The 18156-nt window shown below is 74.8% G+C and carries 16 protein-coding genes; 6 read left to right on the top strand and 10 right to left on the bottom strand.

From position 1 onward, the window contains the following. Window positions 1-3: 3 nt before the first annotated feature. Window positions 4-1419, top strand: a complete 1416-nt coding sequence (locus AB5J87_RS31980; protein WP_369381793.1) for an amidase — start codon at window positions 4-6, stop codon at window positions 1417-1419. A 60-nt stretch (window positions 1420-1479) separates the two neighbouring features. Here the strand turns inward: AB5J87_RS31980 and AB5J87_RS31975 are convergent, their stop codons facing one another. Genes AB5J87_RS31975 through AB5J87_RS31965 form a run of 3 tightly spaced genes read right to left on the bottom strand, consistent with a single transcriptional unit; the run spans window position 1480 to window position 5172 of the window. Beyond that, entirely contained in the window at window positions 1480-2175 is a 696-nt protein-coding gene (locus AB5J87_RS31975) for a 4'-phosphopantetheinyl transferase (protein ID WP_369383731.1), read from the bottom strand. An 8-nt stretch (window positions 2176-2183) separates the two neighbouring features. Then, window positions 2184-3026, bottom strand: a complete 843-nt coding sequence (locus AB5J87_RS31970) for a metallophosphoesterase (RefSeq protein ID WP_369381790.1) — start codon at window positions 3024-3026, stop codon at window positions 2184-2186. Then, window positions 3004-5172: a BTAD domain-containing putative transcriptional regulator gene (locus AB5J87_RS31965; RefSeq protein WP_369381789.1), complete on the bottom strand. Its 2169-nt coding sequence runs from the start codon at window positions 5170-5172 to the stop codon at window positions 3004-3006. The genes AB5J87_RS31970 and AB5J87_RS31965 overlap by 23 nt, the downstream gene beginning before the upstream one ends. Before the next feature lie 254 nt (window positions 5173-5426). Here AB5J87_RS31965 and AB5J87_RS31960 point away from each other — a divergent pair, with 254 nt between their 5' ends. Continuing rightward, the gene (locus tag AB5J87_RS31960; RefSeq protein WP_369381786.1) at window positions 5427-7478 is read left to right on the top strand and encodes a histidine kinase; all 2052 of its coding nucleotides are present in this window, start codon (window positions 5427-5429) and stop codon (window positions 7476-7478) included. Then, on the top strand, window positions 7471-8208 hold the full coding sequence (locus AB5J87_RS31955; RefSeq protein ID WP_369381783.1) for a response regulator: 738 nt from the start codon (window positions 7471-7473) through the stop codon (window positions 8206-8208). The genes AB5J87_RS31960 and AB5J87_RS31955 overlap by 8 nt, the downstream gene beginning before the upstream one ends. 100 nt (window positions 8209-8308) lie before the next feature. Here the strand turns inward: AB5J87_RS31955 and AB5J87_RS31950 are convergent, their stop codons facing one another. From AB5J87_RS31950 to AB5J87_RS31940, 3 genes are all read right to left on the bottom strand, one after another. Further along, window positions 8309-8416 (bottom strand): ALQxL family class IV lanthipeptide, encoded by a 108-nt coding sequence (locus AB5J87_RS31950; RefSeq protein ID WP_369381781.1) that lies wholly within the window; start codon window positions 8414-8416, stop codon window positions 8309-8311. 5 nt (window positions 8417-8421) lie between these two features. Beyond that, a complete protein-coding gene (gene lanL, locus AB5J87_RS31945) occupies window positions 8422-11163 on the bottom strand; it encodes a class IV lanthionine synthetase LanL (protein ID WP_369381778.1) in 2742 nt (913 codons plus the stop codon). A 129-nt stretch (window positions 11164-11292) separates the two neighbouring features. Then, a complete protein-coding gene (locus AB5J87_RS31940; RefSeq protein WP_369381775.1) occupies window positions 11293-11715 on the bottom strand; it encodes a hypothetical protein in 423 nt (140 codons plus the stop codon). Window positions 11716-11869: 154 nt separating this feature from the next. On the opposite strand from AB5J87_RS31940, the gene AB5J87_RS31935 reads away from it, so the two are divergent. Then, the gene (locus tag AB5J87_RS31935) at window positions 11870-14038 is read left to right on the top strand and encodes a hypothetical protein (RefSeq protein ID WP_369381774.1); all 2169 of its coding nucleotides are present in this window, start codon (window positions 11870-11872) and stop codon (window positions 14036-14038) included. A 100-nt stretch (window positions 14039-14138) separates the two neighbouring features. Then, window positions 14139-14987: a helix-turn-helix transcriptional regulator gene (locus AB5J87_RS31930; RefSeq protein WP_369381772.1), complete on the top strand. Its 849-nt coding sequence runs from the start codon at window positions 14139-14141 to the stop codon at window positions 14985-14987. Between the two features lie 45 nt (window positions 14988-15032). On the opposite strand, the gene AB5J87_RS31925 is transcribed toward AB5J87_RS31930, so the two are convergent. From AB5J87_RS31925 to AB5J87_RS31910, 4 genes are all read right to left on the bottom strand, one after another. After that, the gene (locus AB5J87_RS31925) at window positions 15033-15446 is read right to left on the bottom strand and encodes an SsgA family sporulation/cell division regulator (RefSeq protein ID WP_369381770.1); all 414 of its coding nucleotides are present in this window, start codon (window positions 15444-15446) and stop codon (window positions 15033-15035) included. A gap of 473 nt (window positions 15447-15919) precedes the next feature. Continuing rightward, window positions 15920-16168 carry a DUF397 domain-containing protein gene (locus AB5J87_RS31920; RefSeq protein WP_369381769.1) on the bottom strand — a complete coding sequence of 83 codons (249 nt, stop codon included), beginning with the start codon at window positions 16166-16168 and terminating at the stop codon, window positions 15920-15922. A gap of 155 nt (window positions 16169-16323) precedes the next feature. Then, window positions 16324-16827, bottom strand: a complete 504-nt coding sequence (locus AB5J87_RS31915) for a hypothetical protein (protein WP_369381766.1) — start codon at window positions 16825-16827, stop codon at window positions 16324-16326. Window positions 16828-16924: 97 nt separating this feature from the next. After that, complete coding sequence (locus AB5J87_RS31910; protein WP_369381764.1) at window positions 16925-17383, bottom strand: nuclear transport factor 2 family protein; 459 nt, start codon at window positions 17381-17383, stop codon at window positions 16925-16927. A gap of 133 nt (window positions 17384-17516) precedes the next feature. Between AB5J87_RS31910 and AB5J87_RS31905 the strand changes: the two genes are divergently transcribed. Further along, a complete protein-coding gene (locus tag AB5J87_RS31905; protein WP_369381763.1) occupies window positions 17517-18101 on the top strand; it encodes a TetR/AcrR family transcriptional regulator in 585 nt (194 codons plus the stop codon). The last annotated feature ends 55 nt before the right edge of the window (window positions 18102-18156 follow it).

Below are 18156 nucleotides of genomic sequence, written 5' to 3'. Positions count from 1 at the left end.
CGCATGGAGCCGCACGCATACGCAGCCTTCGACGCGGTCGGGCTGCGCGAGCTGATCCGTACGCGCGAGGTGAGCGCCGCCGAGGTCGAGGACGCCGCGCGGCGGGCGGTCGAGCAGGTGAACGCGGACCTCAACGCGCTGACCGGGCCGCTGTTCGACCCGGCCCCGGCGCACGAACCGGACGGGCCGCTGGCCGGGGTGCCGTTCGTGGTCAAGGACAGCGGCCCGTTCACGCAGGGCGTGCCGTTCACCGTGGGCAGCCGCAGCATCCGGGGTGCCTACGCCCTGGTCGACCACGATCTGATGGCCCGCTTCCGCGCCGCCGGACTCGTCGCCCTGGGCCAGAGCACCGCCCCCGAGTTCGGCCTCAACTTCGCCACCGAGTCGGTCCGTTACGGCGTCACCCGCAACCCCTGGGACCTCGGACGCGGTGTCGGCGGATCCAGCGGCGGCTCCGCCGCGCTGGTGGCCGCCGGGGCCGTGCCGTTCGCACACGCCAATGACGCGGGCGGCTCGATCCGCGTCCCGGCCTCCTGCTGCGGCCTCGTCGGGCTCAAGCCGAGCCGTGGCCGCACCCCGTCCGGGCCGCTCGCCGGTGAGGCCGCGTTCGGACAGCTGGCCGAGTTCGCCCTCACCCGGACCGTCCGCGACGCGGCCCATCTGCTGGACGCGGTGTCGGCGCCGACGGTCGGCGAGAAGTACCCACTGGCGCCGGTGGCTCGCCCGTACGCCGACGAGATCCGCACCGACCCGGGGCGGCTGCGGATCGCGCTGACCACCTCGGCCTGGTCGGGCGTGCCCGTGGACCGCCAGGTCGCCGGGGCGGCCGTCGCGGTGGGCCAGGTCCTGGAGTGGATCGGCCACGCCGTGACGGAGGCGAGCCCCGACGTCGACGCCGACGACGTGGTGGAGGCGGTCGTGCTCAGCGCCGTCTCGACCGGCGGCGCGGTGCTGCGGGGCGCCCCGCGCCGGCCCGACCCCGCCCTGCTCGAAGGCGTCTCGCGCCGGGTGCTGGCCGAGGCGGAGTCCTTCACCGCGCTGGACGTCCTGGCCGCGATGGAGGCCCAGAACCTGGTGACCCGGCCGGTCGGCCGCTTCTTCCTCGACCACGACCTGCTGGTCACCCCGACGCTGGCCCAGCTCCCCGCGCCGCACGGCACCCTCGACTACGACGACGCCCGCCACAGCGTCCGCTCCTGGCTGCGCCGGATCTTCGAACACGGCCCGTTCACGGCCCTGTTCAACGTCTCCGGCCACCCCGCGATCAGCCTGCCCCTCGGCCAGAGCCGCGAGGGCCTGCCCATCGGGGTCCAGCTGGTCGCCGCCCACGGCCGCGAGGACCTCCTGCTGCGGGTGGCGGCCCAGCTGGAGCAGGCCGTGCCGTGGAAGGACCGCCAGCCCGGGATCCACGTGGACTGAGGGGCGGTGCCGGGCGGAAGACCGGCCCGCCGTACGGGCCGGCCCCGGCAAGGACCCGCCCTAGCGTCCGCCCCGCCCCACCACGACGGCCGTGGCGACCAGCGGCCCGCTCTCCCCCTCGGCCACCCCCCACCGGCCGTGGAACACATCGACCCGCACCCCGTCCACCACCGGCCCCGGCACCTTCAGGGCGCCGGTGAACGTGCCGCGCTCGGGGTCGGGGGTCACCACGCAGTCGCCGAAGTCCAGCCAGCGGCCCGTCAGCGGGTACCACGCCTTGAAGACGCTCTCCTTGGCGCTGAACAGCAGCCGGTCCCAGGCCACTTCGGGGTGGCCGCGCGCCAGTTCGTCCAGGGTGCCGCGCTCCTCGGGGAGGGTGACCATCTCCCGTACGCCGTCGGGGACCGGGGCGTTCGGCTCGGCGTCCACGCCGACGGAGGCGATGGCCGAGGCGGGCGCCACGGCCGCCGCGCGGTAGCCGTCGCAGTGGGTCATGCTGCCCACCACGCCGTCGGGCCAGCGCGGGGCGCGGCGGGCCCAGGCCGGACCCTCCTGCACGGGGACGATGGGGCCGGGCGCGTGGCCCAGACGGCCCAGCGCGGTCCGCGCGCACAGCCGTACGGTGGCGAACTCGCGGCGCCGCTTCTCGACGGCCTGCGCCACGATCTCCGCCTCCTGCGGGAACAGGTCGACGGTGGGCGGGTCGGCGAACAGCTCGGCCACGACGACGTCCGGCGGGAGCAGCCCCGCCAGCAGGGCGGCGCTCACCACCGGGGCACCGAGACCGGCTCGGGCAGCACCCGGCACAGCCCCCTCGGGGGCGCGGCACGGCTGCCCCACTCGCGGGGATAGCCCAGCGACACCTCGATGTGCGGCACTCCGTCGACGTCGATGGTGCGGGGGATGTGCAGATGGCCGTAGACGACGGCGGCGGCCCGGTAGCGCACGTGCCAGTCGGCGGTGGCCTCGGTGCCGCACCACTGGGCGAACTCGGGGTAGCGCAGGATCCGGGTCGGTTGGCGCACCAGCGGGAAGTGGTTGACCAGCACGGTCGGCAGCGCGGGGTCGATCGCGTCGAGGCGCGAGCGGGTGTACGCGAGCCGGGCGCGGCACCAGGCGTCCCGGCTGGGGTACGGGTCGGGGTGCAGCAGGTGCTCGTCCGTGCACACCACTGCGGCCTCGTGCGCGACGGCCAGCGCCTCTTCCTTGGTGTGGGTGCCCTCGGGGCGGAACGTGTAGTCGTACAGCACGAACAGCGGGGCGACGACGACGGGGCCGTCGGGGCCCGGCCACGGGCGGTAGGGGTCCTCCGGGGTGGCCACGCCGAGCTCGCGCAGCCGCTGGACCAGGTACTGGTAGCGGGCCTCGCCGCGCAGCTGGACCGGGTCGCGCGGCGGGGTCCACAGCTCGTGGTTGCCGGGGGTCCACACGACGGTGGCGAACCGGCCGGCGAGGAGTTCCATGGCGCGGAGCACCTCGTCGGCGTTCTCCCCCACGTCCCCGGCGACGATCAGCCAGTCCTCGGGCGACTCGGGCCGCAACTCGTCCACGATCGCGCGGTTTTCCGCATGGCGGACATGCAGGTCACTGATGGCGAAGAGACTCATGATGGAGACAGCCTACGGGGGCCGGTTCGGCCCGGGAACGCCGGTCGCCGCTCCGCTCGGCGCGCGGGAACGGGGCGGGCTCCACGTCGATCTCCCGCATGCGTCGCGCGTACAGCGCGTGGCGGCGGCGGGCCTCGCCGTACCGGCCCGCCGCCGCCAGCAGGCGGACCAGGGCGAGGTGGGTCTCCTCGTCGTAGGGGTCGCGCTCCAGCAGGCGCAGCCGGAAGTGGACCTCGGCGTGGTGGTCGCCGCGCTCGGCGGCGACGGCGGTCAGCCGGGCGAGCAGCTCCGTGTGGACGGCCTGGGCCTCCTCGCGCAGCGCCGCCGCCCACTCCATGTACGGCTCGTCCTCCAGCACGTCGCCCCGGTAGCTCCGCTCGGCGTCCGCGAGCGCCGCGTAGGCGTGGCCGCCGGAGCGTTCGGCGGCGGCGAGGGCGTGGCGGGCGGCCGTCAGGAAGTCCTGGACGTCGACGCGGAGCCGGGCCAGGCCGACGGTGTGCTTGTCCGCCGCGATGAAGTGGTCCTGGGCCAGGCGGCGTTCGGGGTCGAGGACGAGGCGGACGATGGAGAGAGCGACCGAGAGCCGGTTGGCGCACCGGGCGGGCTCCTCCCCCGGCCACAGCGCCTCCACCACGACTTCCCTGGGCGTGGGCAGCCCCCGCCGGGCGACCAGGAGTTTCAGCAGGTCGCGGGCCTTCTTGGACTGCCACTCCTCGGGTCCGACCGGCACTCCGTCGCGCAGCACCTGGAAGCCGCCCAGCACCCGCACCGCCGCCGAGGGCCGCTCGGCGGCGCCGGCCCGGTTGAGCGGTCCGGCCGCGTCGGCGGCGCCGTCCAGGACCCCGAACCGCCGCAGCCCGGCGACCGCCTGGCGCGCCGCGGCGGTGCCCGGTCCGGCCGCCCGGGTCCGGGCCACGGCCACCCGGGCGGCGGCGACCGGGCGGTGCGCGGCGGTCCACATGGCCTCGGCGTCCGCCAGGATCCGCGCGCGGGCGCCGGGCTCGCGGGCGCACATCGCCTCCAGCTCCAGGATCTCCGCGTAGACCGTGCGGCACGCCTGGGCGCCGGGTTCACCGGCCGCCTCGCGCACCGCTTCGGCCGCGTCCTCGGGGCGTTCGTCGGCGAGCGCGACCCACCCGGCGGCCACCAGGGCGCGTATCCGGGGGCGGCCCGCGCACAGGGCGACCGCGCGCCGGGCCAGCGGGGCGGCGGCGCCCGGTTCCTCGGCGCCGCGCGCGAGGGCGAGGCCGGTGAGCGCGGCGGCCAGCACCAGGCGGTCGCCGCTCTGTTCGGCGCGGACGACCGCCTCCTGGTAGGCGGCGCGCGCCGGGCCGAGCGCACCGCGTTCGCGGTGCACGTCGCCGAGGCCGAGGAGCGCGCGGGCGCCGAGCCCGGTGTGTCCGAGGGCGTCCCCGAGCCGCTGGTACCCGGCCAGGGCCCGGCCGAACTCGGCCGCCGCGTAGTCGAGTTCGCCGAGGGCGAGGTGGGCGGCGCCGCGCAGGCACTCGGCCGCGAGGCAGAGGCCGGGCGGCTCGTCGCCGTCGGCGGCGGTGCGGGAGCCGGTGCCGAGCGCGGTGAGCGCGGTGTCGAGCCCGGCGAGGACCGCGCGCGGCGCGCCCTGTTCGGTCCGCTCCTGCGCGGCACCCGCCCGTACGAGCAGGACCAGCGCGGGATCCGCCGAGGCGCAGGCCGCCTCCTCGGCGAGCTCCCGGTGGTGCTCGGCGGCGGCGCCCCGCCCGTCGCAGGCGGCGATCAGCGCGGCCGAGGCGTGGGTGACGGCCTGGGCGTACGGGTCGGCGCGACGGCCGAGGAGCCGCAGCGCGCGCCGTACCGTCGTGCGCGCACGGCCGAGTTCGCCGTGCGCGCGGTACGCGGCGGCGGCCCAGGCCAGGGCGGCGGTCTCGGCCGTGCTCGCGGCGCCGGTCAACTCGGTGCGCCGGTGCGCCTCCAGCGCCCGGGCGGGCTCGCCGAGCAGCTGGTACGTCATGGTCAGCCGCCCGCCCTCGGCCGCGTCCAGCGTGCCGCTGCCCGCGTGCCCGGCCTGCGGCTCCGGCCCGGGGTGTGCGGGCGGCTCCGGGGCCGGGGAGTGCCGCGTCCGCTCGTCGGCCGCCCGGGCGTCCGCTGCCTCGATCCGGGTGGTGCTCATGCGTTCCCCCCTTGCCCCGCCCCGTCGGGCGGGTCTCGTCCCTGCTGCTCTCGGCGGGTCCCGGCCTGCGCTGGTCGGACGCCTGAGCGGGACGGTCCGCCGTCCGCCCCCGCCGGGCTCCACGGGTCCAGTGTGGGCGGGCGGGCGCCGCGCGGGAATCCGGGCCGCCTCGCCGCCGTATGGAGGCTGTCCGCCATACCGGGGTGAGGGAGGCTTTCTGTACAAGGGTGTGCGCGCCCCGGGAAAATGGCGGAATGGCAGAACCTGAGGGACGGCCGTTGCGGGTTCTCGCGGTCGGCGGCGGGCTGGGGTTGCTCTACGGGGTGCCGGTCGGTGTGTGGATCTCGGCGTCGCAGACGCTTCCCTGGAGCCTGGCGTGCATCCTGCCCTGCTATGTGGCCGGGCTGTCGCTGTCGTGGCACGCCCCCCGCCATCCGGTGGCCCGGCGGCTGCTCGCGGCGGGCTCGTTCGCGGCGATCGGGATGGCGGTGCGGTTCACGCTGCTGCTGCCGCCCGCGACCGGCTGGCGGGCGACCGGACCGCGCGTCTCGACGTTCCTCGGGGTCGCCCGCACCTTCGACGTCCTGGCGGCCATCACCCTCTGCCGACTGCTCGCCCTGCTGCCCGACGGCCGGTACCGCCGCGGCTACGAACGGGTCGTGCTGCGCGCGCTGTACCTGCTCGTCCCCTACCCCGTGACGCTGATGGCGCTGCCGCTCTCCGAGCGGGTGCTGCCCTGGCTGCTGGTCCAGCCCGAGGCGTGGGCGCCGGGGCTGGGTGCCGGGCTCCTGCTGCTCCGCTCGCTCCTGGACCGGCGCGGGCAACGGGCCGCCCGGACGCCGGAGCCGGACCGGGTGTGGCCGGTGGCGCTGGCCGCGTTCGTGGTGTTCGGCGCCCGCGGTTCGGCACGGCTGTTCCGGCTGTGGCTCGACGACCAGGGCATCGACTACTTCATCGGCAGCGCGATCGGGGCGGTGCCGTACATCACGGTCTCGGCGGGTCTGGTCTTCGCCGCGTTCCGCCACCGGCTGCCGGGCATGGACTTCGCGATCCGGCGTTCCGTGGTGTACGGCGTGCTGTGGACCATCATCGGCGCCTGGTACCTGGGCCTGACGACGGCGCTGGGTCTCACCGCGGGCCAGTACCTGCCGATCGGGCTCGCCGTCCTGGTGGCGGTCGCCGCGACCATGCTCTTCCAGCCGGTGCACCGCCAGCTCAACCGGCTCGCCGCGCGCCGGGTGTTCGGGGCGCGCCCGTCCAACTTCGAGCTCCTGGTGCAGTGCGGCACCACCCTGGAGCACGCCTACGACCTCGAACGGCTCGCCCCGCAGCTGGCCGTCACCCTGCGCGAGGGCCTCGACCTGCGCTGGGTGCGGGTGCGCCTGGGCCCCGCCGCGCCGGACCGCACGCCGTCCGGCTCGGGGGCGGCGGGGGCGGCGGCGGACGGGGAGGACCCCTGGGGCGAGGTGCGGCTGCGGTACGGGGAGGAGGTGCTGGGGTCCATCGAGTACGGGCCGAAGGCGGAGGGCCGCTTCACCCCCGAGGACCAGGACCTGATCGAGACCCTGGCCCGGCAGGCGGCACTGGCCGTGCACAACGCGCAGCTCACGGCCGAACTGTCCACCCGGGTCGACGAGGTGCAGCGTCAGGCGTGCGAGCTCAACGCCTCGCGCACCCGGATCGTCCAGGCGCAGGACACCGAACGGCGGCGCATCGAACGGCAGTTGCACGACGGGATCCAGCAGGAACTCGTCGCGCTGGTGGCCAAATTGGCACTCGCCCGCAATCAGCTCTGCCGCAATGGTGACACCGTGCACACCACTCTCACCGAGCTCCAGGACGACGCCTGCCGGGTCATCGACGACCTGCGCGAGTTCGCCCACGGCATCCATCCGCCCGTACTGACCGACCAGGGCCTGGCCGCCGCCGTGATCTCCAAGGCCCGGCGGCTGCCCATCCCGGTCGCCGTGGAGGTCGACCCGTCGGTGTCCTCGGCGCGGTTCGCGCCGGAGATCGAGGAGGCCGCGTTCTTCCTGGTCTCCGAGGCGCTCACCAACGTACTCAAGCACGCCCGCGCGGACGGGGTGACCATCCGGCTCGGCCGCGCCGACGGCTCGCTGCTGCTCGACGTCAGCGACGACGGCGTGGGCCTGCCCTCCCCGTCCCGGCTCGGCTCCGGGCTCACCGGGCTGCGCGACCGGATCGAGGCGGTCGGCGGCCGGCTGTCCATCGCCTGCCGGCCGGGCGGCGGCACCACGCTGTGCGCCGAACTCGTCGAGCGGTCGCGGGAGTCCGCCCATGTCTGACATGGGGGACGCCACGAACGCGCCGGACGCCCGCGATGTCCCGCGGGCCCGGGACCGGATGCGGATCGTCATAGCGGAGGACCACTACCTGGTGCGCGAGGGCACCCGGCGGCTCCTGGAGGACACCGGCGAGGTCGACGTCATCGCGGCGGTGGGCACGGCGGAGGAACTCCTGGACGCCGTCGACCGGTTCCGCCCCGACGCGGTGATCGCCGACATCAGGATGCCCCCCGACCACCACACCGAGGGCATCGCCGCCGCGCACACCATCCGGGCCACGCACCCGGGCATCGGCGTGGTGGTGCTGTCCCAGCACGCCAACGAGCAGTACGCGTTCGCCCTCTTCCAGCAGGGCACCAACGGGCTGGCGTATCTGCTCAAGGAGCGGATCGGGGAGCTGGAGGAGCTGCTGCGGGCCCTGCGGGAGGTTTCGGCCGGGCGCTCGGTGATCGATCCGCGGATCGTGGAAGTGCTGGTCGGCAGCCACATCCGTACCGTCGACGCGCCCCTGGCCCAGCTGACCCGCCGGGAGCTGGACGTGCTGCGGCAGATGGCGCAGGGCAAGAACAACCGCAACATCGCCGAGTCGCTGTCCCTGTCGGAGTCGACCATCGAGAAGCACGTCAACTCGACGTTCGCCAAACTCGGCCTGGCCGAGGAGTCCCAGCTGCACCGGCGGGTCACGGCGGTACTGACGTATCTGCGGTACGGGCCCAACATGGCTCCCTGACAGGGTAATTGATGGCCCGTCAGTCCGTGGACGCACGGGGGCCCGGTCACCGTCGGCCCGCCGTGACGGGACGGGCCGACGGTGACCGGGGGTCTCGTCGTCAGAACGTGCTGCAGCACGATCCGGCGGTGGGCGGGGGCCAGGACTCGGATTGGGGCACCTCTTCCTCCTCAAGCATCTGGAGAGCGTTCACATCGGACTCCCTCACGGTGTTCACCCCCTCTGCGCGGTTTCGGTGAGCGAGCGGGGCAGCCACAGCCTGGGGCCGCCGTGAGAGAGCCTCAGCAGGAAGGCGAGCACCCCGGACAGGCCGGTGCCGTAGTCGGCGCACACCTGGGTGCCGGTGTCGTCGGGGACCAGGGTGCGGCCGTCGCGGACCACATTGCGCACGTGGATCGCGGCGGCGAGCTCCGCCGCCCAGACGCGGTACTCGCCGCGCCCGCACACCTCGGCCAGGTCGAGCAGGAAGTCGCCGTCCCCGGCCAGGCCGTGGCACTGGGCGGTACCGGCGTGCCAGCGGGTGCGGCGCACCGCCACGGCCGCCCGGTGCGCGGCGTCGAGGAAGTCGCCCTCGCCGGTCTCCTCCCAGACGCGCGCCAGGAAGGTGCCGACCCCGGAGGAGCCGCTGCACCAGTGCGTCTTGCGCGGGCTGCCCGGCTCACCGGAGCGCCAGTACGCGGCGCCGTCCTCCTCCTCGGCGGCGGCGAGCAGCGTCTCGGCGGCCTCCACGGCCAGTTCGACGGGTTCGGGCGAGCCGGTGGCGCGGCCGAGGGCGAGCAGGAAGGCGCCGATTCCGGCGACTCCGTGGGCGAAGCCGTAGTGGGCGATGTCGCCCTGTACGGGCAGGAGTTCGCGCGGCAGCGGCCACCGCAGCAGTCCGTCCCGGCGCCGGGCGCGGGCCGCCAGTTCGTCGCCCGCCTCCCGCGCCCGGTCCAGATGGCGCCGCTCCCCGGTGGCCTCCCAGAACCGCAGCTGGGTCAGGCCCGCCCCGGCCACCCCGTGGCACACGTCGGGGCCGGGGCCGCGCACCGGGACGCGGGCCGCCAGCTCCATCGCATGGCCCAACAACCGCTCATCACCCAGGAGTCGGGCCGCCTCCAGGAGTGCCCAGGCCGTGCCGGAGCGGCCGTAGTGCAGGCCGGGCAGCAGGCGGGGCTCGCGGCCGACGCGGCCCGCGATCCACTGGGCGGCGCCGCGCACCGCGTCGTACACCGCCGGGTGCTCGCCCGCCTCGTACGCGCGCACGAGCACCCCGAGGACGCCCGCCGCGCCGTGCTGGACGTTGAACGCGTCGGTGGTGGCGCCCACCGGGCTCGGGGGCCACAGCCGGTCGTCGCGCCCGGGGCGGAAGGTGGCGAGCAGGTGGTCGACGCCGTCCCCGATCAGCTCCTTGAGGCCGGTCTCGGCCAGGCCCCGCGCCCCCGCCGCCGGTGCGGCGGGGGCGGCCTCCCCCGTGGGCCGGGCGGCCCGGTCCAGCCGGTCCAGGACCTCGTCGAGGCCGGGGCGCCGGGCCGGGTCGTCGTCGAGCAGGGCCACGATCAGCGGGGCGAGCCGGTGCGCGGCCGGGTTGCCCTGGGCCAGCCGGCCGAGCCAGGCGGAGAGCCGTCCGCAACCGCCGCGCACCCCGGGGTCGTCGGGGGCGAGCAGGGGATCCACCGCGGTGACGAGGTGGAAGAAGGTGGCCCCGAGGCTGTAGAGGTCACAGGTGACGGCGGGGGCGGGCCCGTGGCGCGGCGCGGCCGTCTGCTCGGCCGCCGCGTACCCGGGGGTGTGGATGCGCAGGGCGGGCTCGCCGGGCCGGGCCAGCATCTCCAGGTCGATCAGGCACACTTCGCCGTTGTCGGCGACCATCACGTTGCTGGGGTTGAAGTCCCGCAGGACGTGGCCCTCGGCGTGGACGAGCCGCATCAGACAGGCCAGTGAGCGCGCCCGGCGCAGGGCGACCGCCACGGGGACGCCCCAGGACTCCCCGTCGTCGGGCTCCAGGTGGTCCAGGACCCACTGGCGCAGGGTCACGCCCTCGACGGCCTCCTGGACGAGGAACAGGTCGCCCTGCTGCTCGAAGAGGGCGACCAGGCCGGGGGTGCAGCCGCTCCCGGCGAACTCCTCCAGCATCGCCGCCTCGTGGCAGCGCAGGTCGCGGGCGTCGTGGCCGCTCAGGGTGGCGGCGGTGTGCGGGCGGGCCTGCTTGATGATCACGGACGCGCCGGTGGACTCGTCGACGCCCCGGAAGACCCCGCCCCCGAAGGCGTGCCGGATCACCGAGCGCACCAGGAAGCGCCCGTCGAGCAGGACTTCGGCCGGGGCGGTACGGACGGGGACGGCGGCCTCGCCGTGGGCGAAGGGGTCGCGCGGGGCCCATTCGGGCGGCGAGAACCAGGCGCGGCGGCGGTCGGGGACCAGCCGTCCGCCCGGGTCGACCAGCATCGCGCCGAGCACCCCGTCGTCGCCGAGGGCGGGAACGCCGGAGAACACCCCGTACCGGTAGTGCACCAGACTGCCGGGGAAACAGGGGCGGTCGGAGAGGATCGCCGGGCCGGGCAGACCCGCGGTGGCCCGGTGCAGTGCGGCGGCCAGTTCCCGCAGCGAGGCGTCGTCCCCCTCGGGGTAGGCGGTGAGGAACTTGCCGCCGCCCGCCCGGTCGTACCGGTGCGCGACGAGGTCGGCGGCCCGGCCGACGGTCGCGGCGAACTTGAACCGGCACTCCGCGCGCACCAGCACCTCGGCGGCCCGCGCCAGGACCAGTGGCGCGGCCGTCGGGGTGGCGGAGACGTGCAGTTTCCACCCCTGGAGCCGGGTGGGTTCGTCCGGTGGCGAGACACGGCACCACGATTCCCCCTCCCGTACTCGCCACCGGCCGGTGCCCGGCCCGACCCCCGTGCGGGCCAGCACCGCTTCCACGATCTCCACGAGCAGCCGTTCCCCCGGCTCGCGGTTCCCCGTCGCAGACTCCATGCACCCCATCGTGGCGAGGGCTCTGTCGGTTGCCTTACACCTGCCTTGCGGACGGCCGCGGGCGCACGGCGCCAAAGGGGCGGTGGAGGCCACCGCCCCTTTGGCAGGGGTTCGTTCGCGACTACGGCGTCAGAACTCGCCGTCCGTCTTCAGCGTCAGCCGTACGTTGGTGTCGGCGGTCCCGTTGTTGGTGACACAGGCGGTGTAGTCGCCCGCGCCGGGGAACGTGCCGTTGTCGTCGCGCAGTTCGGCGGCCCAGGCGGTGACCAGACCGGGCGAGCCGGTGCCGGGCACGGTGACGCCCTGGTACTGGACCTTGAACTTGGCGCCCTGGCCGGTGGCCTTGCCGTCCGCGCGCACCTTGTGGTCGGCGTGCTGCTGGACGCAGCGCTGCTCGCCCGGGTGGAGGGTGCCGCCGAAGAACTGGGAGGCGGACGCTGGTCCGGCCGAGAGGAGCAGCGCCAGCGCCGCCGCCCCGGCCGCCGCCGCGCCCACGGCACCGGCCCGCCGCGTCCTCTTGGTTCCGGTCGTCGTCCCCGTGCTGTCGGTCATGGTCTCGTCCTCTCCTGCCGCTGTGCTCCGCGATGGGGTGGCGGCGCAACGTCCGCCCACAGAAGGGACGTTAGGGCCGGGTGCCTACCGCTTCGCAGACCGTTCGCCGTCCGGTTTCCGGCCGGAACGCGTCCATCGCGGCCATACTGGAGCGGTGACCAGCCACCAGCTGCGCGGGCGGCTGACCGACCGGTTCGCCGCCGCGCGCGAGCGCGGATTCGTGGGCCGCCGCCGGGAGACCGCCGTCTTCGAGTCCCTGCTCGCCCGCGGCTCGGGCGCCGTGCTGTACGTGTACGGGCCGGGCGGCATCGGCAAGACGACCCTGCTGCACCACTTCGCGCGGGTCGCCGGGCGGGCGGGCCGCCCGGGCGCGGTCCTGGACGCCCGGGAGGTGCTGCACCCCGGCGGGGGCCCGGCGGCGGAACCCGGGCCGGGCACGGTCCTGCTGCTGGACTCGGCGGACGCGGTGGCCCCGGAGGTGCTGCGCGACGAGCTGCCCGCGCTGCTGCTCCCCGACACGGTGACCGTGCTCGCCGCCCGCACCGCCCCCGAGCCGGCCTGGCGGGTCGACCCGGCCTGGCACGGGCTGCTGCACCCCATGGCGCTGGGGCCCCTGGACGCGGCGGACAGCGGGCGGCTGCTGCGGCTGCGCGGAGTGCGGGAGGCGCACGAGGAGGCCCGCACGCTGGCGTTCGCGCGGGGGCATCCGCTCGCCCTCGCGCTGAGCGCCGACGTACGGGCGCAGGGCGGCACCGCCGGGGACCTGGCGGCGGCCGGCTCGCCCGCCGACTCGCCGCAGATCGTCCAGGCGCTGCTGGACTGCCTGTTGGAGACCGCCCCCTCCCCGCTGCACCGGACGGCCCTGGACGCCTGCGCCCAGGTGCTGGTGACGACCGAGCCGCTGCTGGCCGAGCTGCTCGACATCCCCGACGCGCGGCCGGTCTTCGCGTGGCTGCGCACGCTGTCGGCGATGGAGTACGCCCGGCGCGGGATCCGGCCGCACGATCTGGTGCGCGAGGCGCTCGACGCCGAGCTGCGCTGGCGCCACCCCGATCTGCGCGCGGAGCTGCGCCGCCGGGCCGGGGCGTACTACCACCGCCTCTTCGACGACACGGATCTGACGCGCCAGCGCGCGGTGCTGGCCGACTACGCCTATCTGCACCGCGAGAGCCCCCTGGTGGGTCCGCTGCTGGCGCCCGCGCTCGGTCCGGCCGGGCACGACCGGATGGAGCGCCTGACGGTCGCGCCCACCACCGCCGCCGACCTCGGCGAGCTGTGCGCGCTCGCCGCCCGGCACGAGGGCGCGGACTCGGCGGACCTGCTGCGGATCTGGTGGTCCGCCGACCACCCGGGGGAGGCGGCACCGCCGCCGTTCGCCGCGTACACGGTGTACGAGCACACCCGCGACCACGGCCGCCGGATCGCCGGGTGCTACGCCCTGGTGTGGCTGACCGGCGGGGTCCCGGACGCGGTGCCGGACGATCCGGCGGTGGTGGCGGCCCGGACGTGGCTGGCCGGTCCCGGCGGGCTGCGGGCGGGCGAACAGGCGCTGCTCGTACGGTTCTGGATGGCCGCCGACAGCTATCAGAGCGGCTCGCCGACGCAGACGCTGATCACCCTGCGGCTCACCCACCACTATCTGACCGGCCGCAGGCCCGCGCTGACGCTGCTGCCGTTCGCCGACCCCGGGCCGTGGGTCACCGGCTGCGCGTACGTCGACTTCGCCCGGCTGCCCGCGGCGGACTTCACGGTGGCGGGGGTGCGGTACGGCGTGTTCGCGCACGACTGGCGGCGCACTCCGGGAGCGGCCTGGCTGCGGCTGCTCACGGCGCGGGGCGCCACGGACGACCCGCTGTCGGTGCCCGCCCCGGCGGTGGAACCGACGCGGGCGCCGCCGGACCGGGCCGCGTTCACGGCCGCGGTGCGCGAGGCGCTGCGGGCGCTCGGGCGGGCCGACGGGCTGGCGGGCTCACCGCTGCTGACCAGCCGTCTGGTACGGGCGCGGTGCGCGGCGGACGCGGGGCCGCGCGAGCGGGCGGCGGCGCTGCGGGAGGCGATCGGGGCGGCGGCGGCCGAGCTCGCGGCCTCGGTGGCCGACCGCCGGGCCCATCGCGCCCTGCACCACACCTACCTCCAGCCCGCCGGGACCCAGCAGCGCGCCGCCGATCTGCTCGGCCTGCCGATGACGACCTACCGCAGACATCTGGCGGCGGGCACCGAACGGCTGACGGCACTGCTGTGGCGGGAGGAGCTGGAGGGGGGCACGGGCGGAGGGTCCGACCGTTGGCGGGAGGGGCTGGAGCGAGGCCAGGGGCAGCGGTGACGGCACGGGCGAAGGGGCCGATCGTTCGAGCGCGGGTCCAGCGGACCCTGGTACCGACGGTCCCTGGTTCCGGGCCGTTCCGTCCGCCATGATGACGATCATGACGACCGACCGCCGCCAGCTCGCCGACTTCCTGCGCCGCTGCCGTGACCGCGTCACCCCGCAGGAGGCCGGACTCCCGGCCGGGCCGCGCCGCCGTACGCCGGGACTGCGGCGCGAGGAGGTCGCCCAGCTCGCCGGGATGTCGGCCGACTACTACATCCGGCTGGAGCAGGCTCGGGGGCCGCAGCCGTCGCCGCAGATGCTCGCCGCGCTCTCGCGCGCGCTGCGGCTGAGCGACGACGAACGCGACCACCTGTATCTGCTCTGCGGGCACCGGCCGCCCGCCGCGCACTCCTCCGACACCGAGGTGAGCCCGGGGCTGCTGCACCTGCTCGACCAGCTCGCCACCACTCCCGCCGTGGTCCTGAGCGACCTGGGCGACGTGCTGGTCCAGAACCCGATGGCCCGCGCGCTGCTCGGCGAGGTCTGCACCGAGTCCGAGCACGGCCGCAACGTGGTGTGGCGCTGGTTCACCGAGCCGTCCGCCCGGGCCCCCTACCCTCCGGAGGAGCACAGCTACTACGGCCATCTGCACGTCGCGGATCTGCGCGCGGCGGCGGCCCGCCGCTTCGGCGACGCGGAGTCGGCCCGGCTGATCGCGCGGCTGCACGGCGTCAGCCCCGAGTTCACCGAGCTGTGGGAGCTGCACGAGGTCGCCGTGCGGCGGCGCGACCGGGTCCGGGTGCTCCATCCGGAGCTCGGCCACTTCGACCTGTTCTGCCAGGTGCTGCTCGCCCCCGAGGGCGATCACCGCCTGGTGCTGTTCACTCCGCCGCCGGGCAGTGCGACGGCGGACCGGCTGGCGCGTTTCGGCGCCGCACGGCTCGGATCCGTACCACTGGGGTGAGAAGGGCGCGTCGCCAAGGGGGTCCGCCGGGGAGCGGGGCGGGCCTCACTCGGCGCCGTGGTCGAGGCACGGGTACTCGTGCCCGCACCAGCAGCGCCCCTGCACGGGGGTCGCGGCGAGCAGCAGCCGGATCACCTCGTCCACGTCGAAGTTCTCCAACTCGCTACCCTCCGGGACCAGTTGGTAGGTGCGGGAGAGGAAGTCGGCGACGTCCTCGATCTCCGCCAGGAGGTCGGCGCTGCCCTCGTCGGAGTGCAGCCGGATGCGCAGGCCGCTGTCGCCGTACTGCCAGACCCGCACATCGCCGAGGCCCACCGGGCAGCGGGAGGTCAGCCCCTGCGCCACCAGGTCCCGGCCCATGGTCCATGTCGTATGCATGCCATTGCCGCAGACGAATTCCACGGAAACGGCCAGCGGATCGGCCGGGTCGTAAGCCATCAGCGCCTCCACGGGGGTCATGGCATCACCCTCGTGCAGCAGTTCGACATACAGTGGAACGCAGATCTCTTCCATGTCGCCCCCCTCGTCGGGACAGTCACCGGCGGACGGTCGCCGGGTGTTGTTCGGTATCCGCTTCTATGACGTACTCAACGGCCGTGATAGTGACCGACTTCGCGAACAAATTCGCCCCGGGTTGTGGAAGCGGTGCGAACGGTGTCGCAAATTGGCATGCCGCCGGAGATCGCGTCCCCCTTCCGGCCCGGACCGGTCCCCCCGGTGCCGCGGCCCCGCTCGGGCCGGTCAGGCCCCCGACAGGCATATGACGGGCCCCGGAGCGGGCGACACGCCGTTGTGACGACGGCTTCACAAGTGGCCTCCCCGGGTCCGCGATTCGGCCGGAACATTGCGTTCAGGTCGACGTGACCACGACAGCAGGCCGCCCGCGTCCGTCGTGGGTGACGGGCGCGGGCGGCTCGGGGCGCGACGGAGCCTCAGCAGAACTTGTCCAGTTGTCCCGCTTTCGCCGCACGGACCATCGCCGCGATCTCCGAACGGCTGTACCGGAGCACCGGCGCCTGCTCGTCCTTGGTATGGGTCACGGCGATCCGGTCACCGTCGACGGCGAATCCGACGCAATCCTTGGAGTAGTCGAGATCACTGAATGACGACTTCTCGAATGCGAGGTGGGGGGCATTGCAGTTGACGTATTCAGCGACCGCGACAAGCCGGGAGTGGTCCACGGAAGTGCTCCTTCGTGCAACAGTGGGGTCTGTTCAGCACGCTACGAGCCCAAGTCCGCCTATTTCTAGTGCCCTTGACACATATTGATGCGATGCGCTAGTCGCGCGTGGGGGCGCGGGCGACCGTCCTCCCGGCCGGGCCTTCCCGCGGCTTCCTAGACGAGGCCGAGGTTGGCGGCGGGCGTGCCCTGCAGCGTCGGCGCGAGCAGTCCGGCCTGCGGCTCCTCCACGGCCGGCAATCCGAACAGATTGGCCTGCGGCGGGGTGAGCGGCGCGTCCAGGATCGCCCCCGGGCTCTCGGCGCGGATCGGCGACGACGGGGTGGTCAGCGCCGCCGAGCCGAGCTTCTCGTCGGTGATCGGGTCGGTCAGCGGCGCCTTGAGCAGGGTCGACGGCAGTTCGGTGGTGACCGGCAGGGTCGGCAGGAGCGGCTTCGGCACCAGCGAGCCGACCACGTGGCGCGGCCCCTCCGGGGAGCCGGGCGTCAGGAGGGGCACGCCGGTGCTCACCGTGGGGGATTCGAACGGCAGCACCGTGTTCAGACCGCCCAGCGGTACCTCGACGGGGACGGACGACTCGGCCGCGGCGGGCGCGACCGCCGCCGCCGTCGCCATGCACGTCATCATGGCCGCGAGGCCGGCCCGCTTGGTGAGCTTCATGTGTGCTTCCATCCCTCTGGTCGTGACGGATCTCTGACGGACACTTGCCGCCTGGAAGAACGACCCGGCCAGCCCAACCACTCCAAAATTCGCCTGTTCAGCGGAGCGGAAAGGGCTTGCCCCGCTCTTCCGCGGGGCGCTTTCCGAAGATCCGACGTTCCGATTCGGTGATCGGCACATCGTTGATGCTCGCTTCCCTGCGCGCCATCAATCCGTTCGCGTCGAACTCCCAGAGCTCATTTCCGTAACTGCGCCACCACTGCCCGGACGCGTCCCGGCTCTCGTACTGGAAGCGCACGGCGATCCGGTCGTCCTCGAACGCCCACAGCTCCTTGCGCAGCGCGTAGTCGAGCTCACGGGCCCACTTGGCGGTGAGCAGCTCGACGATGGCGGCGCGGCCGGTGACGAAGGCGTCCCGGTTGCGCCACTGGGAGTCCTCGGTGTACGCGAGCGAGACCTTCTCGGGGTCGCGGGTGTTCCAGGCGTCCTCGGCGGCCTGCACCTTCTGGCGGGCGGTGTCCAGGTCGAACGGGGGCAGTGGCGGGCGGGCGGTCATGACGGTGTCCTCTCGGTCGAACGGCGTCGGCAGCGGCGGCGCACAGCTGCGCCGAACGGGGAGAACGCTCGTTCTCCCCGCGATGGCGCTACTCTAGAGAACGGACGTTCTCTTTTCAAGGAGTGATGGGGTCATGGACACCGCGGTCGCACGCGAGCGGGCGCTGGACGCCGCCGGGGCGCTGTTCTACGCCCGGGGCATCCAGAGCGTCGGCATGGACGAGATCCGCGGCGCCTGCGGCCTCTCCCTCAAGCGCCTCTACGGCCTCTTCCCCGGCAAGGAAGACCTGGTCGACGCCTATCTGGAGCGCCGCGACACGGAGTGGCGCGGGCGGCTGGCCGAGCACGTCGAGGGGTGCGCGGCGCCGCGCGAGCGCCTCCTCGCGGTCTTCGACCATCTGCACGCCTGGTTCGCCGAACCGGACTTCCGCGGTTGCGCGTGGATCAACTCCTACGGCGAACTGGGCACTTCCTGGCCGCGCGTCGCCGAGCGCGCCCGCGCCCACAAGAGCGCGTTCCGGGAGTACCTGGGCGCGCTCGTCGCGGACGCGGGACTGCCGGCGCCCCTCGCCGGCCAGCTCACCCTGCTCGCCGAGGGCGCCATGGTGACCGCCGGGATCTTCGGCACCCCGGAGCCCGCCCGCCAGGCCCGCGAGGCCGCCGCCGTGCTGGTCGAGGCGGCTGGGCGACCTGGTGGCCCTTGTCCTGAAGTGAGCTGATTTTCACCCGGAGTTCAGGCGGCCGTCACCCGTCGGTGGTCGAAATCCGCACCCG

The sequence above is a fragment of the Streptomyces sp. cg36 genome, assembly GCF_041080675.1.
Taxonomy (GTDB): domain Bacteria; phylum Actinomycetota; class Actinomycetes; order Streptomycetales; family Streptomycetaceae; genus Streptomyces.
Note: the sequence above shows the minus strand (reverse complement) of the source record. Positions and strands in the feature narration are given on the sequence as shown.

Coding starts and splice junctions, on each gene's coding strand:
- AB5J87_RS31960 (WP_369381786.1), top strand. CDS start 5,427: ATGGCAGAACCTGAGGGACGGCCGTTGCGGGTTCTCGCGGTCGGCGGC.
- AB5J87_RS31930 (WP_369381772.1), top strand. CDS start 14,139: ATGACGACCGACCGCCGCCAGCTCGCCGACTTCCTGCGCCGCTGCCGT.
- AB5J87_RS31955 (WP_369381783.1), top strand. CDS start 7,471: ATGTCTGACATGGGGGACGCCACGAACGCGCCGGACGCCCGCGATGTC.
- AB5J87_RS31910 (WP_369381764.1), bottom strand. CDS start 17,383: ATGACCGCCCGCCCGCCACTGCCCCCGTTCGACCTGGACACCGCCCGC.
- AB5J87_RS31925 (WP_369381770.1), bottom strand. CDS start 15,446: ATGACCCCCGTGGAGGCGCTGATGGCTTACGACCCGGCCGATCCGCTG.
- AB5J87_RS31940 (WP_369381775.1), bottom strand. CDS start 11,715: ATGACCGACAGCACGGGGACGACGACCGGAACCAAGAGGACGCGGCGG.
- AB5J87_RS31905 (WP_369381763.1), top strand. CDS start 17,517: ATGGACACCGCGGTCGCACGCGAGCGGGCGCTGGACGCCGCCGGGGCG.
- AB5J87_RS31965 (WP_369381789.1), bottom strand. CDS start 5,172: ATGAGCACCACCCGGATCGAGGCAGCGGACGCCCGGGCGGCCGACGAG.
- AB5J87_RS31915 (WP_369381766.1), bottom strand. CDS start 16,827: ATGAAGCTCACCAAGCGGGCCGGCCTCGCGGCCATGATGACGTGCATG.
- AB5J87_RS31980 (WP_369381793.1), top strand. CDS start 4: ATGGAGCCGCACGCATACGCAGCCTTCGACGCGGTCGGGCTGCGCGAG.
- AB5J87_RS31970 (WP_369381790.1), bottom strand. CDS start 3,026: ATGAGTCTCTTCGCCATCAGTGACCTGCATGTCCGCCATGCGGAAAAC.
- lanL (WP_369381778.1), bottom strand. CDS start 11,163: ATGGAGTCTGCGACGGGGAACCGCGAGCCGGGGGAACGGCTGCTCGTG.